The sequence below is a fragment of the Vibrio sp. 03_296 genome (genome assembly GCF_002265885.1).
Window position 1 is genome coordinate 53,048 of record NZ_NPKW01000070.1, and the last position, 15,071, is coordinate 68,118.

13 protein-coding genes are annotated in these 15,071 nt (G+C 47.4%); 9 read left to right on the plus strand and 4 right to left on the minus strand.

The annotated features are described in order from the left end of the window. Window positions 1-160: 160 nt before the first annotated feature. The 3 genes from CIK04_RS08850 to CIK04_RS08860 all read right to left on the minus strand — a co-directional run bounded on the left by CIK04_RS08850 (window position 161) and on the right by CIK04_RS08860 (window position 3,789). Entirely contained in the window at window positions 161-1,522 is a 1,362-nt protein-coding gene (locus CIK04_RS08850; protein WP_017421173.1) for an L-serine ammonia-lyase, read from the minus strand. 96 nt (window positions 1,523-1,618) lie between these two features. Further along, window positions 1,619-2,872 (minus strand): aromatic amino acid transport family protein, encoded by a 1,254-nt coding sequence (locus tag CIK04_RS08855; protein WP_045628834.1) that lies wholly within the window; start codon window positions 2,870-2,872, stop codon window positions 1,619-1,621. Window positions 2,873-3,162: 290 nt separating this feature from the next. Further along, window positions 3,163-3,789 (minus strand): CoA pyrophosphatase, encoded by a 627-nt coding sequence (locus CIK04_RS08860; RefSeq protein ID WP_017790269.1) that lies wholly within the window; start codon window positions 3,787-3,789, stop codon window positions 3,163-3,165. Between the two features lie 67 nt (window positions 3,790-3,856). Between CIK04_RS08860 and CIK04_RS08865 the strand changes: the two genes are divergently transcribed. Next, window positions 3,857-4,414, plus strand: coding sequence for a heme NO-binding domain-containing protein (locus CIK04_RS08865; protein ID WP_017421171.1), 558 nt, complete (start codon window positions 3,857-3,859; stop codon window positions 4,412-4,414). Then, window positions 4,407-6,125, plus strand: coding sequence for an ATP-binding protein (locus tag CIK04_RS08870; RefSeq protein ID WP_097352773.1), 1,719 nt, complete (start codon window positions 4,407-4,409; stop codon window positions 6,123-6,125). Before CIK04_RS08865 ends, CIK04_RS08870 begins: the two co-directional genes overlap by 8 nt. 135 nt (window positions 6,126-6,260) lie before the next feature. Here CIK04_RS08870 and pabB read toward each other — a convergent pair whose 3' ends face one another. Next, complete coding sequence (gene pabB / locus CIK04_RS08875) at window positions 6,261-7,661, minus strand: aminodeoxychorismate synthase component 1 (RefSeq protein ID WP_097352772.1); 1,401 nt, start codon at window positions 7,659-7,661, stop codon at window positions 6,261-6,263. 160 nt (window positions 7,662-7,821) lie between these two features. On the opposite strand from pabB, the gene CIK04_RS08880 reads away from it, so the two are divergent. From CIK04_RS08880 to CIK04_RS08910, 7 genes are all read left to right on the plus strand, one after another. Then, window positions 7,822-9,345, plus strand: coding sequence for a fumarate hydratase (locus CIK04_RS08880; RefSeq protein ID WP_095429955.1), 1,524 nt, complete (start codon window positions 7,822-7,824; stop codon window positions 9,343-9,345). A 146-nt stretch (window positions 9,346-9,491) separates the two neighbouring features. Then, window positions 9,492-9,677, plus strand: a complete 186-nt coding sequence (locus tag CIK04_RS08885; RefSeq protein ID WP_011080137.1) for a hypothetical protein — start codon at window positions 9,492-9,494, stop codon at window positions 9,675-9,677. A 196-nt stretch (window positions 9,678-9,873) separates the two neighbouring features. Next, window positions 9,874-11,250: a YcjX family protein gene (locus CIK04_RS08890; protein WP_039468384.1), complete on the plus strand. Its 1,377-nt coding sequence runs from the start codon at window positions 9,874-9,876 to the stop codon at window positions 11,248-11,250. Continuing rightward, window positions 11,247-12,272, plus strand: a complete 1,026-nt coding sequence (locus tag CIK04_RS08895; protein ID WP_038964184.1) for a YcjF family protein — start codon at window positions 11,247-11,249, stop codon at window positions 12,270-12,272. The genes CIK04_RS08890 and CIK04_RS08895 overlap by 4 nt, the downstream gene beginning before the upstream one ends. A gap of 86 nt (window positions 12,273-12,358) precedes the next feature. Beyond that, window positions 12,359-13,903: a transcriptional regulator TyrR gene (gene tyrR, locus CIK04_RS08900; RefSeq protein ID WP_011080140.1), complete on the plus strand. Its 1,545-nt coding sequence runs from the start codon at window positions 12,359-12,361 to the stop codon at window positions 13,901-13,903. Between the two features lies 1 nt (window position 13,904). Next, window positions 13,905-14,480: a ribosomal protein S5-alanine N-acetyltransferase gene (gene rimJ, locus CIK04_RS08905; RefSeq protein ID WP_094867091.1), complete on the plus strand. Its 576-nt coding sequence runs from the start codon at window positions 13,905-13,907 to the stop codon at window positions 14,478-14,480. Further along, window positions 14,480-15,067: an HD domain-containing protein gene (locus CIK04_RS08910; RefSeq protein ID WP_045613451.1), complete on the plus strand. Its 588-nt coding sequence runs from the start codon at window positions 14,480-14,482 to the stop codon at window positions 15,065-15,067. The genes rimJ and CIK04_RS08910 overlap by 1 nt, the downstream gene beginning before the upstream one ends. Window positions 15,068-15,071: the final 4 nt, after the last annotated feature.

The following is a 15,071-nucleotide window of genomic DNA, read 5'->3' on the forward strand; positions in this document are numbered from 1 at the left end:
TTAGAATTTTTTATAGTTTTATAAATGAAACGATTCAGAGCGTAGTAATCAGGGAAAATGAGCGATCTAAAGGCGAAAAAATGCTTGGAATGATGAACAGAGAACAGAACAAAAAAGCCCAGGTCATTTCCTGGGCTCAAATCTTATTACGCTGTGGATATTAGCAAATCACTTTAATGGCCAGGCCACCTTGTGATGTTTCACGGTATTTCGCGTTCATGTCTTTGCCCGTTTCCAGCATCGTCTCAATCACTTTATCCAAAGAGACACGAGGTGCAGAAGAGCGACGAAGTGCCATACGCGTTGAGTTAATCGCTTTCACCGCCGCAATACCATTACGCTCGATACATGGAACCTGTACCTGACCTGCAACAGGGTCACACGTTAGGCCAAGGTTGTGCTCCATAGCGATTTCTGCTGCCATACACACTTGCTCTGGGCTACCGCCCATAAGCTCTGCAAGGCCAGCTGCTGCCATAGAACACGCTACGCCTACTTCGCCTTGACAGCCGACTTCAGCGCCAGAGATAGAAGCGTTACGTTTGTACAGACCGCCAATCGCACCCGAAGCAGCAAAGTAACGGATGTAATCTTTCTCTGTTACTGTTTGGATGAACTTGTCGTAGTACGCAAGAACGGCTGGGATGATGCCACATGCACCGTTAGTGGGTGCTGTTACGACTCGACCGCCCGCTGCGTTCTCTTCGTTTACCGCGAAAGCGAACATGTTTACCCAGTCAACCACGGCCATAGGATCGTTCGAGGTTTTTTCTGAGGTTAGCAGCAACTGGCGAAGTGAAGCAGCACGACGAGGAACACGCAGTGGACCAGGTAGAATGCCTTCTTCGTTCATACCACGCTCCATACACTCGCGCATGGTGCGCCAAATGTTTGCGAAGTAAGTACGAGTCTCTTCATCTGAGTGCAGAGCGTGCTCGTTTTTCATCACAAGTGCGCTGATAGACAAACCGTGCTCTTTACACTGGTTGACTAACTCTTCCGCTGAGATGTACTCATAAGGGACTTTGATAGAGCTGTTGTTGTCTTTACCAAAGTTCTCTTCATCCACGATGAAACCACCACCGATTGAGTAGTAGGTTTTTGAGTATACTTTTTCGTCATCAATCCAAGCGTGGATTTGCATGCCGTTTTCGTGTAGCTCAAGGTTGGTCTTGTGGAAGTTCATTCCGCCTTCACGAGGGAATGAAACGGTATGACAATGCATGCCAACTGGCAGGCGTTCAGTTTCTTCTACACGAGCAATAAAGCCCGGAATGGAATCGATATCCACCTTCTCTGGTGTGTTACCAGCAAGACCCATGATGATGGCGATATCCGTATGGTGACCTTTCCCTGTCAGTGATAATGAACCATAAACATCAACGGTGATTTTAGTGATGTCACGTAATTTTCCCATTGCGCGAAGATCATCAATAAACTCTTTACCCGCTTTCATTGGACCTACAGTGTGTGAGCTTGAAGGACCAACGCCGATCTTATAGATATCAAATACACTAATCATTTTGATTACCTCAAAAGTAAGCCTCCCAAGGAGGAGGGAGGCTTTATCTTATCGTTATGCTTTTGTCTTTATTCTCATCTTACAGGGGGAGTGAGATTAAAGAGCGCCGTAGATTACAGAAGTAATAGAAGCAAGACCACAGATAACTGTGAAAATCTGCACAGCTGCTGAAGTTTTGTACTTCGCCATCGCTGGCACTTTTTGCATTGCAAATACAGGCATTAGGAACAGGATTGCCGCAATCATTGGTGCGCCCATTGTTTCAATCATGCCTAGGATACTTGGGTTAACGATAGCCACGATCCAAGTGGTGATAACGATGAACAGTAGCGACGCTTTCTCGATCTTGCTGATAGGGCTGTTTGAACGAGATTTGATCAGACCAACTAAACCTTCATGTGCACCAAGGAAGTGACCGAAGTAGCTAGAGGTGATCGCTGCAAATGCAACCAGTGGACCAAGGTAAGAGATCAGTGGAGACTCATGTACGTTCGCTAGGTAAGAAAGTACAGAGATGTTTTGCTCTTTCGCAGAAGCCAGTTGCTCTGGAGACATAGACAGTACAACAGAGAATACGAAGAACATAACAAAGCCCATTAGCATCATCGCTGCACCGCCAGTGATCGCATCGGTTTTCTGAACCGCTTTGTCACCATACTGTAGGCGCTGTTCTTTAGAAAACTGAGAGATGATTGGGCTGTGGTTGAATGAGAACACGATGATAGGAATTGCTAGCCATACGACAACAGGCATAGAAGACCAATCCGGTGCTACTTGCATCATCGACGTGTTCCAATCTGGGATCAAGTAGACAGAAAGTGCAAGAAGAACGAATACTAGTGGGTAAACCATTGCAGATGTTGCTTTTAGCATCAGTTCTTTACCAAATACCACACCAGCGGTCATTGCAAGGATCAATGCGCCAGATAGCAGTGGACGTGGAATGGATTCCATACCCATTTGGTTAACAAGGAAAGAGTCCACTGTGTTTGTGATACCAACACCGTAAATCAGAACGATTGGGTAGATAGCGAAGAAATAGGCAAAAGTAATAAGGTTTGCGCCAGTCTTACCAAAGTGCTCTTCTACAGTGTCAGTGATGTCCGCTTCTGGGTTTTTAGCAGAAAGAACGAAACGAGCGAGAGATTTGTGAGCGAACCAAGTCATTGGTGCTGCAAGTAGCGCTAACATTACTAATGGCCAGAAGCCGCCAGCACCCGCTTTAATTGGAAGGAAAAGTACACCAGCACCTACCGCTGTACCGAAAAGGGACAGACACCAAGTGAAATCTTTGTAAGTAAACTTACTAGAAGATTGTACGGCAGGAGCCGCAGTTGAAGTTGTTTTCATTTTTGATTACTCATTTTGGGAACAGGAAATAAGTCGGCCGCAATTCTGCACTTTTTTGTGGCAAGAAAATTAGATCTAAATCATGTATTGCTCGTGCTTATTGAATGATATGTCAAAAACCTGTTTATCATCACGAAAATGATGTGCTACACGTGATGATTGCTAATGCGTGGCATTATAAAAACTAATTTGAAGGGGTGTTTGTACAAAATATTTTCATGCCAAACGTTTGCTTTGGCGGAGATTAAAATAACTAACCTGATGTTTGGTAATGAGGCCGTTAACAACTCTTAACCTCGCTTCATAATTTGTTGCTGCATGGCTTGGATTATCTGGGCAGTCATCCCCCAGATAAAATGATGCTGATAGGGAATGGCAAAGACTCGATGATGAGATTGATTCACGCGAAACTGGGCACTTTTCAGTTTCTGCGTATCAAGTAGGTGATTGGCGGGTACTTCGAACACCTCATCGACCTCATTTTTATCAATGACGATTTGATAATTTGGTTCGACAAACGCCAATATGGGTGTGACTTTGAATCGGCTGACGGTAACCAATTCCGGCATTTGGCCAAAAATGGAGATCGCATTTGGTGCAATTCCTATCTCTTCACGCGTCTCGCGCAACGCCGTTGCTTGTAAAGAACTATCACTTTCTTCGTACTTGCCACCCGGAAAGCTAATTTGTCCCGGATGATGTTTCAGATGAGAGGCGCGTTTAGTCAAAATTACATTCAAGCCTTGCTCTCGTTCAACAAAGCCAATTAACACGGCGGCATCGCGAAGTTTACTGCCTTTCAAGTGCGCAACACGTGCGGTGGACTCTGCGTGATAACCGCGAGGCAGATTGAACTGAAAAGATTGTAATAGTTGATTTTTATTAAGCTCAAACAAGGTATTACCTCTGCCCGTCATTTGATCAAACCTACTTTATACACCATGCTTATTTGGCATAGCGTCTAATTACAGGGTAGCGCAAAAAATGAAGGGAATCATTTTCACTGAATTTTTGGAATTGGTCGAAGAAAAGTTTGGCTTGGCGGTTTTGGATGACATTTTGGATAGAGCCAATGACCAAGGCATCTACACCGCAGTAGGGAGCTACGACCACCGAAAACTGGTCAGTTTGATTGTGCATCTTAGCCAGGTGACGGGGCTTCCCGTTGAGCAGCTGCAAGAGGTCTTCGGTGAGGCGGTGTTCGATAACTTATTGGCGTCCATTTCTAATCGTTCAAGCCTGCATCAATGTCACTCAACCTTTCAGTTTATTCGCCATGTGGAAGAGTATATCCATGTTGAGGTGAAGAAACTTTACCCCGATGCCAAGCCGCCGGAATTTATTTTCATAGAACAAGATCGAATGAAGATGGTGTTTGACTACAAAAGCGCGCGTTGTATGGGGCATGTTTGCCTTGGATTGATGAGAGGGTGTGCCAAGCATTTTGGCGAAGAGCTAGCGATACAGATGGAGACACTCAACCCGACAGGCAGTCACGTTCGTTTCAATGTTGCTTTGGTGAAGGGTAAACAAGATGGATGATTCTTTGCATCTCAATCGCAAACTCCAACGCGCCATCGCCTCAAGAAAAGAAGCGGAAAGGCTGTTGGAAGAAAAAAGCTTGGAGCTTTACCAATCCAATCAACAACTCAAACTGGCGTTGAAGCAGTTGGAGTTAAAATCGGAACAACAGCTTTTCAAGTTTGAGTTTGAGCAGCAAATTGATGACACCTTAATCACGTTTGGTCGAGTCTTCATTGTCGATGGTATCGATGATTTATTATTGGCCAATCTATTGGAGCGTCTTTCTCGTGCGTCGGTGATTCGTCAAGCGTGGTTGAAGCTGGATAAGCCCATCCTAACGACGCTCAAAAGTCTTGAATATGGGCTGAAGCCGACGGGGTTTCTCTATCGAGCTGACTATAGCCGAACGCGTGCTGAGTGGTTTGGCGACGCGCTTTGCATTCCCATCATTTTAGAAAGTGAATCTGTTGGCAGCATGGTCTTCACCATTGATCACTTCGATATCGATCTCGATTTTATTTCCAACCAGCTCTGCCTGATCGCTGATTTGGTCAGCAATGCTCTCAATCGTCAACTTTGGATGGAGCGAGAAACGGAGCTACGTAAGCGAGCAGAAGAGTCAGAGAAAGCGACCAAAGAGTTTGTCGCGATGATCAATCATGAGCTACGTACCCCGTTAAATGGGGTATTAGGCAGCGCTGAACTGCTGGGTAACACCTACCTCAATGATGAGCAGCAACTCTATCTAAGAAACCTACGTCAGGGGGGAGAGCTGCTGCGAGTCATCATCAATGATCTGCTCGATTTCAGCAAAATGAATGCCGGCATGATGGAAATTGTGCCGAAAGTGTTTCGTTGGCCAGAGGTGGAAGAGTCCATCGTCGGGATATTTGCCGCCAAAGCGAGCGAAAAACAGATTGGCTTTCACATTGAGAAACAGTTTGGCATGCCTCGCTGTGTATGCGGAGATGTTGAGCGAATCAAACAAATTTTGGTGAACTTGATTGGCAACGCGATCAAGTTTACCCAACATGGAGCCGTTACGTTTCGCACTCATTGGCAAGACGATGTGCTGTCAGTGGAAATAGAAGATACCGGTATTGGCATCGCCGAGCAGGCCAAAAGCACCTTATTTGACCCGTTTGTCCAGGCAGACCGCAGTAGCAAGCGCAACTATGAAGGATCGGGGTTGGGGTTGGCCATTTGTCGAAACCTTTGTCGCCTTATGGGAGGAGAGATCGGCTTTCGCAGTGAGTTAGGTAAAGGGTCTTGCTTCCATTTTGCCATCCCACTGCCAGCGAGTGATGAACCGTTACTCGAGCCACACTCTGAACAGGTTGAGCGTCATCAACTGGATTGGGCAGCACTAAAAGTGCTGGTGGTCGATGACATACGCATGAATCAGGTCATCATCAATCAAATGTTGAAAAAGCTACAAGTCACACCGGAGGTGAGAAACAATGGTGTGGAGGCGCTTCAGGCGGTTAGCCAGCAAGACTATGATCTGATATTCATGGATTGTCGCATGCCAGAAATGGATGGCTATGAGGCGACTCACTATTTACGAGAGCAAGGGCTGGCGACGCCCATTGTGGCGCTTACTGCCGGTACGACATTGGAAGAGCGAGAGAAGTGCTTAGTGAGTGGGATGAATGATATTCTCACCAAGCCTTACACCGCTGATGATGTTGAACGAATGATGTTAAAGTGGCTGACAGTGAAAACCTAACCGGTAACAAGAAAAGAGCAATGCGTGAAGTCGGCGTCAAAGGGGGCCCAAAGTGCGTGTTCACTGCGCACTAACAATAGCTTATTCAAAAAGAGAGGAGATCATTGATCTCCTCTCTTTTATCTTTCATTTGACTTACTGCAGGATTGGCAGAATCTTAGACAGTTTATCTAACGTCTCTTGATACTCCGCATCGCATTGACTGTCTGCTACCACGCCGCCCCCAGCCCAAGCGAACAACTTACCTTGTTCCGCTACTAAGGTACGAATTGTAATGCTGGTATCCATGCGACCATGGCGACTGATGTAACCGATACTGCCGCAATAGGCGGAACGTCGATGAGGCTCAAGCTCTTCAATGATTTCCATTGCGCGCACTTTCGGCGCACCGGTAATCGAGCCTCCCGGGAAACACGCTCGCAGTAAGTCAGCGGCAGTATACTGCGCTGCCAACTCAGCGCGAATCGTGCTGACTAAATGATGCACGGCGGGAAAGCTTTCGATGTCAAACAGTTTAGGAACATGCACACTGCCCGGTTTGGCGACACGGCCAATATCGTTGCGCAGTAGATCGACGATCATCAGATTTTCCGCTTGATCTTTGTCGGCATTGGCAAGTTCCAGTGCCGCCTGTTTGTCCTGTTGTTCATCATTATGACGAGGGCGAGTTCCTTTGATCGGCTTGGTTTCAATGACGCGTTTTTTGAGCTCGAGGAAACGCTCGGGCGACACACTCAAAATCGCCGCATCCTCCAAACGAATAAAGGCAGAAAATGGCGCTTGGTTGCTCTGCTCTAGCCGTTGGTAAGCTTGCCATTCGCAGCCTTGGTAGGTGGCATGAAAGCGCTGCGCTAAGTTAATTTGGTAGCAGTCACCACTGAGCAAGTACTCCTGTACGCGATCAAACTTACTTTGGTAATCGTGACGGCTCATGTTGGATTGCCAATCGCTGGTAAGGGTAAACGTTGCTTCAGTTGCTTGTGTTTGCATGCTCAGCCATTGATAAGCTTGTTCTACGTCTTGGCCAACCAGTTGCGCTTTCTGCGTCTGGTGATCGACAATCAACGCCCATGTGTAGATGCCCACCGCCATATCGGGCGCAGCAATATCTTGCGTTGCGATCTCTGGCAGTTTTTCAACGCGACGACCTAAATCGTAGCTAAAGTAGCCCAGAGCACCACCAATAAAAGGAATCTCTTCATCACTGGATAGAGCAGGGGTAAAACGCTGTTGATAATGCGCAAGAAGCGTGAAAGGATCATCTTTACTTTCAATAACTTCGTCATTAGTTTTGATCTCAGTCACCGCACCACGTGTTTCTAACGTCGCAACGGGCTTTGCGACGAGAATGTCAAAACGGCTGTCAACATGTGTTGGTGATGCCGAACGCAACAGCATTGCCCAAGGTTGATGTTGGATGGCGTCAAACCACTGTTGGGCAAGGTCCGTTTGATAAGGCAGTGTTTTTGAAGAAATGGCTGTATTTGTGCTGTTATTCATTTGTTTAATTTGTGACAAAGAGTTCGATTGCTGCATAGCGCGTGATGGAAAGCAAGAGTATCATAAAACGAAACAATTTCGCTTACTTAGTTCAGTCGGGAACTCATAAAAAATCGGATGGATTCTTTCGATCACTAGCTCAACAATCGATACAACTAAGTAAGTTTATGGAAGCATAACTATAACGAGGCATGCAATGACTGTAATTCGCACGCAAGATGTCATCAGCAGCGTAGCTGATGCACTTCAGTACATCTCTTACTACCACCCACTCGATTTTGTTCAAGCCCTAGAGAAAGCCTACCATCGTGAGCAGAGCCAAGCGGCCAAAGATGCCATTGCGCAGATTTTGATTAACTCGCGTATGTCGGCAGAAGGGCATCGCCCAATTTGCCAAGATACCGGTATCGTGACGTGTTTTGTCAATATTGGTATGGGCGTTCAGTGGGACTCAACGGATCTGACCGTACAACAGATGATTGACGAAGGCGTGCGTCAGGCTTACACCAATCCTGATAACCCATTGCGTGCATCGGTACTGATGGACCCTGCAGGTAAACGTATTAACACCAAAGACAATACACCTGCGGTTGTTCACATCAATATGGTGCCGGGCAATAGCGTCGAAATTCAGATCGCGGCAAAAGGCGGCGGCTCTGAAAACAAAACCAAGATGGTGATGCTTAACCCTTCAGACGATATTGCTGAGTGGGTAGAAAAAACGTTGCCTTTGATGGGGGCGGGCTGGTGCCCACCGGGCATGCTTGGTATTGGCATTGGCGGTACAGCAGAAAAAGCGGCGGTGTTGGCGAAAGAGTCGTTGATGGAGCACATCGACATTCATGAACTGATTGAGCGTGGCCCGCAAAATGCAGAAGAAGAGTTGCGTTTGGACATCTTCAATCGTGTCAACCGCTTAGGTATTGGTGCTCAAGGGCTCGGTGGGGTGACAACGGTGGTGGATGTGAAAATCAAAACTGCCCCTACGCACGCAGCGTCCAAGCCAGTGTGTATGATCCCGAACTGTGCGGCGACTCGTCACGTTCACTTTACTCTCGATGGTACTGGCCCAGCGGAGCTGACGCCACCGAAACTAGAAGATTGGCCAAACATCACTTGGGATGCTGGTGCGAGCGCGCGCCGTGTTAACCTCGATACCGTCACCAAAGAAGACGTTCAGCAATGGAAAACCGGTGAGACACTCTTGCTCTCAGGTAAGATTTTGACCGGTCGCGATGCAGCGCATAAACGCATTCAAACCATGTTGCAAAATGGCGAAGGTCTACCTGAAGGTGTTGACCTTAAAGGGAAGTTTATCTACTACGTTGGCCCTGTTGATGCAGTGGGTGACGAAGTGGTTGGCCCAGCAGGCCCAACCACCTCAACACGTATGGATAAGTTCACTGATATGATGCTGGATGAAACGGGCATTATGGGCATGATCGGCAAAGCGGAGCGTGGCCCAGCCACCGTTGAGTCAATCAAGAATCATAAAGCGGTGTATCTGATGGCGGTCGGTGGTGCGGCGTACCTGGTTGCGAAAGCCATCAAGAAAGCACGTGTTGTTGCTTTTGAAGATCTCGGTATGGAAGCGATTTACGAATTTGAAGTCGAAGATATGCCAGTGACGGTCGCGGTGGATTCGACTGGTGCCAACGCGCACCAAATTGGTCCTGATACTTGGAAAGTTAAAATCCAAGAAATGGAATCACAAAAATAAGAATGTGACAAAGTGCTGATTTAGTTAGCAAACATTTGACATAAGTGCAGCGAAAGCTGCACTTTGTTTTTGTATAATACCAACCAGTTCCATATCATCTGGTCGTTTGCTCAACACTCACTACTTAAAGCAAAAAGGAGTGCTCAATGCCTCGCTTTATTCAAATATTACAAATTATTCTCGCTGTGGTTGTCGGTAGTTTTGTCGGTTATGACTTGATTCTGCACGGCATCAGCATTTTTGATGAGAAATACGTCACCATCACTTGCGTATTGTGGCTCATTCTGGAAATCGCTCTGTTTGTTATCTACAAACTGATTGAGGACGATTAATCTCGGCATTCCTCGCGTTCTTATACTAAGCCTCTGATTTATATCAGGGGCTTTTTGTTCATCTGCGATTAATATTAGTCGAGTTATGGTTCGCCCCACGCTAGAGAAGAAAATGAGATACGCCAATAAATCCCTTTGATTGTTGGTACACTTTGGCGCACAGTGAATGGTGTTGTTTGATAGTAAGAGAAGGGCTATGAAGAAGATTACCCGAGAAGTGAATGATTTTATCCACCGCAGTATGGATTCCCACGTTCGTGTGGCGGTAACGGGGCTCTCCCGAGCCGGGAAGACCGCGTTCATCACTTCACTTGTCAATCAACTCCTCCATACCTCAACGCACGACAATATGCCCTTGCTGAGCAGCGCGCGAGATAAACGTCTCGTTGGAGCCAAGCGAGAGCCACAAAGTAACATGATGGTGCCTAGATTCGCTTACGATGAAGCGATGGAGCAGCTTTGCAGTGTGCCGCCAATGTGGCCTGAACCGACGCGAGATGTCAGTGAAATCCGCCTTGCCATTAAGTATCGACCGAAGAAAAGAACCAAGAAATTACTGGGTCAAACCGCGATTTTGCATCTGGATATCATCGACTATCCAGGGGAGTGGCTGCTGGACTTACCATTGTTGGAGCTCGATTTTGCCACTTGGAGCCAGACGCAGTTTGATGCACTGAAAGGCGAACGTTTGAATTTGGCGAGTGAATGGCTCAGTCAACTCGACAGTTTAGATCTCAATGCGGAACTGAATGAAAAACAGCTGCAAAGCATCTCTCAGGCGTACACTGACTATTTGCACCGTTGTAAAGAACATGGTTTACATTGGGTGCAGCCGGGACGATTTGTTCTACCGGGTGAGCTTGCTGGTGCGCCAGTGCTGCAATTTTTCCCTTGCCGCTTTGATGATGCGGACAAAACCGCCAAATACAGCAATTTGGCGATGTTGAAAAAGCGCTATCAGGAATATCAACAAAAAGTGGTGAAAGCGTTTTACAAGCATCACTTTTCAACCTTCGATCGCCAAATTGTGTTGGTCGATTGTTTGCAGCCGCTCAATGCTGGCCGTGAGTCATTTTATGATATGCGTGATGCCTTAGAGCAAATCATGCACAGCTTTCGTTATGGCCGCTCAGGACTGCTTAAGCGTCTGTTTGCACCCAAAATAGACAAAGTACTGTTTGCCGCTACCAAAGCGGATCACGTGACGCCTGAGCAGCATCCTAATTTGGTTGCCTTGCTGCAACAGATGATCCACCCCGCATGGCAAACCGCCGCATACGAAAATATCGAAATGGGTTGTTTATCGATGGCGTCGGTACAAGCGACTCAGGCCGGTTTTATTGCCAATGGTGATAAGAGCACACCGGCCATTCAGGGGATGACGTTAGAAGGGCAAGCGTTAACCCTCTTTCCTGGCGAAGTGCCACGCAAAGTACCCGATGAGCACTATTGGCAAGCGCGAGGGTTTGAATTTACCTCTTTTAGGCCAGTGCAAGGCAAACGTGAAGAGCCTTTACCACACATTCGAGTTGATAAAGCCCTAGAGTTTTTATTGGGAGATAAGTTGCTATGAGCGATCTAAAACCAAAACAAGTGTTTGAAGAGACGATTTTCTCTCAGCAAGACAAACCAGAGCTCACTGCGCAGCAGCAATTTGATCAGCAGCAGACGTTCATTCCAACCACGATTGAAGAGAGTGAACCTGTACTTGAAGATGCTTTGGAGCAGGTGATACGCCCATCAGGCCGTCGCAAGTGGTTAGCGGGAGGGCTGTTTACCGCTTTTGCCGGATTGGTTGGCTGGCAAGCCGTCGATAGCGTGCTGAGTGCATTGCAAAATGGCGATTGGCTGACGCTCGGTTGGTCTGGTTTGATTTCCGTGCTTGCCGGCTTGGGGCTTGGGGCTATTGGAAAAGAACTGTGGAAGCTGCGTCAATTGAGACACCTATTTTCCGTGCAGGAGCAAGGGGAAAAATTGTTGCAAAGTGACAGTGTTGGGCAAGGTAAAGACTTTTGCCAGAAAGTGGCGAAACAAAGTGGTGTTGCAGAAGAGAATCCGGCTTATGACCGCTGGAAAAACAGCGTTAATACGGCACACAGTGACGCAGAAATCCTGCAGATGTACGATGCGATGGTCGTGACTCAGCAAGACAAACAAGCAACCCAAGTGATCTCGCGCTTTGCGACAGAGTCTGCGGCTTTGGTCGCCATTAGCCCACTCGCCATCGCAGACATGCTGCTGGTGGCTTGGCGTAACTTCAAGATGATTGATACGCTCTCAACCATCTATGGTATTGAGCTTGGCTACGCATCGCGCATTCGTTTGCTGCGTTTGGTGTTGGCAAACATGGCGGTGGCGGGCGCCAGTGAGTTGGTGATTGATGCGGGTATGGATTTGATGTCGATGGATCTCGCTGGCAAGCTGTCTGCCAGAGCAGGGCAAGGCGTTGGTGTGGGGATTTTGACTGCGAGACTGGGTTTGAAAGCGATGGCATTGCTAAGGCCGATCCCTTGGCAAACCGAAACACAGGTTAAGTTATCAGCAATTCGCAAAGAAATTGTGTCGAAAGTCGCTTCTATCACGCTAAAACCATAGAGTTTCAGCGGGCGCATCTTGACGCTAACGCGGGCATAGTAGAAACTACTGTCAACTTTTCGTGACAGTGTGAATTAGGATTTTCCGTGCGCCTAGAAGTCTTTTGCGAAGACAGACTCGGCTTAACCCGAGAGCTGCTCGATATATTAGCCTCCAAAAATATCGATTTACGAGGTATCGAAATTGATATCAGTGGCATCATTTATCTCAATTGCCCTGATATAGACTTTGATACCTTCAGTCTACTGATGGCAGAAATTCGTCGAATCTCTGGCGTGAAAGACGTGCGTAAAATCCAATTTATGCCGATGGAACGCCATAACACCGAGCTGATTTCACTCGTCAACAACTTGCCCGATCCCGTCTTGGCGATAGACCTAAAGGGCGCGGTGGACATGGCGAACCGAGCAGCCTTGGCGCTGATTGGTAAAACTGAAAAAGAGGTGATTGGCGCGCCGATAGCCGCGCTCCTGCCCAGTTTGAAGTTTAGCCGTTGGTCAGAAGGTGAACAACACCGCCAGCGAGAAAGCATGGTGATCGATGGCCTCGATTATCTGCTTGAGTTCATGCCCGTCTATATTCAAGATGAATCCAAACAATCCACGTTTGCCAGTACGGTTGTAATGGTGCGCGGCGCCAAAGCGAATTCGGTCGATAGCCATCAACTCTCCCCGCACAGTGAACTGGGTTTTGAGCATTTTGTTGGCGTTTCAAATCGTCATAAAGCCCTTATTGGTCAAGCCAAAAAACTGGCCTTACTCGATCAGCCTTTGCTTATTGAAGGGGAAACAGGAACGGGTAAGGAGATGCTGGCGAAAGCATGTCACAACCGCTCTCATCGTGCGGGTAAGCCCTTTTTGGTGTTGAGTTGTGCATCCATGCCTGATGACGTGGCAGAAACCGAGTTGTTTGGTCATGCCCCAGGTTCTTTCAATCATCAGCAAGGCCATAAAGGTATTTTCGAGCAAGCTAATGGTGGCACCGTTTTCCTCGATGAAATCGGTGAAATGAGCCCCCATTTGCAGATTAAGCTGCTGCGCTTCTTGCAGGATGGCAATTTCCGTCGCGTTGGCGCAGAAGAAGAGATGCACGTCGATGTGAGAATCATCGCATCCACCAAACACAATTTGGCTGCGTTAGCTGAAGCGGGATCGTTTCGTGAAGATCTTTTCTACCGACTCAATGTGTTGACCTTGTCGATCCCATCTTTGCGTTCTCGCTCCAGTGATATTGGCCCTTTGCTCGATCTTTTTGTTGCCAAGCATTGCCAAAAATTGGCAATTAGAAAGCCAGAATATGAAGCGAAACTGATGGACGAGCTCACCGCCTATCAATGGCCGGGTAACATGCGCCAACTGGACAACATGGTGTTGCGTGCGCTTACCGAGATGGATGACGATGTATTGAAAGCAGAGCATTTCCATTTGCCACAACCGGCTGCGGTAGCCACTTCTAATGCCCAAGTGAAGCTGGACGGTTCACTCGATGAGATCATGCGAGATTACGAATCGCAAGTATTGGAACGTTTGTACCAATCTTTCCCATCCAGTCGTAAGTTGGCGAAGCGCTTAAACGTCTCACACACCTCGATTGCCAATAAGCTAAGAGACTACGGAATTAAGAAACACTGATATGGGCGCTGAGCAATATTTCATTTATCAAGTTGACGAAGGCTTGGTGCTAAGAACCGTTACTGTGAGCGATGCCGAGATGGTTGCTCAGTACTTTCAATGCAATCAAACCTTTTTAAAACCGTGGGAGCCGACACGTGAAGCGTCGTTTTTCACTGAAGATGGGTGGGCGCAAAAGCTGATCAAGCTCCATGAGCTACATCGAATGAAATTGGGCTTTTACTGCGTTTTGATTGAAGAGCAAACAAATGAAATGGTCGGGACCATCTCATTTAGCAATTTGTCGAAGTTTCCTTTTTACGCCTGCAATGTGGGGTATTCGTTAGCTGAAGAGGCTCAAGGAAAAGGGTACATGCGCCGCGGATTAAAAATGGCGTGTGGCTACATGTTTGAGCAGCTAAACTTGCACCGTATTCAAGCCGCGTATATGCCGCATAATCACCGCAGTGCTGGCGTGCTAGAGCATCTCGGTTTTTGCAAAGAGGGCTTTGCGCATTCCTATCTTTTGATTGATGGGCAGTGGCAAGACCACGTCTTGACCTCCTTAATCAACCCTAACTGGCGAGTTGAAAAGTAATGGAACGATTGAACAAGCAACTGGCATTGCTGATGGAGCTGGATAAGCTGAAATCGGTACTGCGTCGCACGCGAGTGAAAAGTGCAGATAAACGTTTGGAAAACAGTGCAGAGCACAGTTGGCATGTCGCTTTGATGGCGCTATTGATGGAAGAGCATGCCAATGAGCCTGTCAATATCTGCCGCGTAGTGAAAATGTTGCTGCTGCATGATGTCGTAGAAATTGATGCCGGCGATACCTTTGTGTACGATGCGGTCGCGTCAAAACAGCAAGCGGAGAAAGAGCTTGCTGCCGCTCAGCGTTTATTTGGCATGTTGCCGGCTGACCAAGGAGAAGAATTACTTCAACTCTGGTTAGAGTTTGAAGCCGCCCAAACGGCAGATGCCAAGTTTGGCAAGGCGTTAGATCGAATCATTCCTATGCTGCTTAACTACCATAACCAAGGACAAAGTTGGCAAGAGCATGGCGTGACTCGCCAGCAAGCGTTGACGGTGAATCAGAAAATCGACCTTGGTTCCCATGTGTTATGGGATAAGGCGCAAGAAATTATTGAACAGGCAACCCAAAATGGGTGGCTGAAAGCTTAAGGAA

What these genes read in the sequence shown, in the direction of transcription:
- CIK04_RS08850 (WP_017421173.1), bottom strand. Translation starts at nt 1,522, where the DNA reads ATGATTAGTGTATTTGATATCTATAAGATCGGCGTTGGTCCTTCAAGC.
- CIK04_RS08855 (WP_045628834.1), bottom strand. Translation starts at nt 2,872, where the DNA reads ATGAAAACAACTTCAACTGCGGCTCCTGCCGTACAATCTTCTAGTAAG.
- CIK04_RS08860 (WP_017790269.1), bottom strand. Translation starts at nt 3,789, where the DNA reads ATGACGGGCAGAGGTAATACCTTGTTTGAGCTTAATAAAAATCAACTA.
- CIK04_RS08865 (WP_017421171.1), top strand. Translation starts at nt 3,857, where the DNA reads ATGAAGGGAATCATTTTCACTGAATTTTTGGAATTGGTCGAAGAAAAG.
- CIK04_RS08870 (WP_097352773.1), top strand. Translation starts at nt 4,407, where the DNA reads ATGGATGATTCTTTGCATCTCAATCGCAAACTCCAACGCGCCATCGCC.
- pabB (WP_097352772.1), bottom strand. Translation starts at nt 7,661, where the DNA reads ATGCAGCAATCGAACTCTTTGTCACAAATTAAACAAATGAATAACAGC.
- CIK04_RS08880 (WP_095429955.1), top strand. Translation starts at nt 7,822, where the DNA reads ATGACTGTAATTCGCACGCAAGATGTCATCAGCAGCGTAGCTGATGCA.
- CIK04_RS08885 (WP_011080137.1), top strand. Translation starts at nt 9,492, where the DNA reads ATGCCTCGCTTTATTCAAATATTACAAATTATTCTCGCTGTGGTTGTC.
- CIK04_RS08890 (WP_039468384.1), top strand. Translation starts at nt 9,874, where the DNA reads ATGAAGAAGATTACCCGAGAAGTGAATGATTTTATCCACCGCAGTATG.
- CIK04_RS08895 (WP_038964184.1), top strand. Translation starts at nt 11,247, where the DNA reads ATGAGCGATCTAAAACCAAAACAAGTGTTTGAAGAGACGATTTTCTCT.
- rimJ (WP_094867091.1), top strand. Translation starts at nt 13,905, where the DNA reads ATGGGCGCTGAGCAATATTTCATTTATCAAGTTGACGAAGGCTTGGTG.
- CIK04_RS08910 (WP_045613451.1), top strand. Translation starts at nt 14,480, where the DNA reads ATGGAACGATTGAACAAGCAACTGGCATTGCTGATGGAGCTGGATAAG.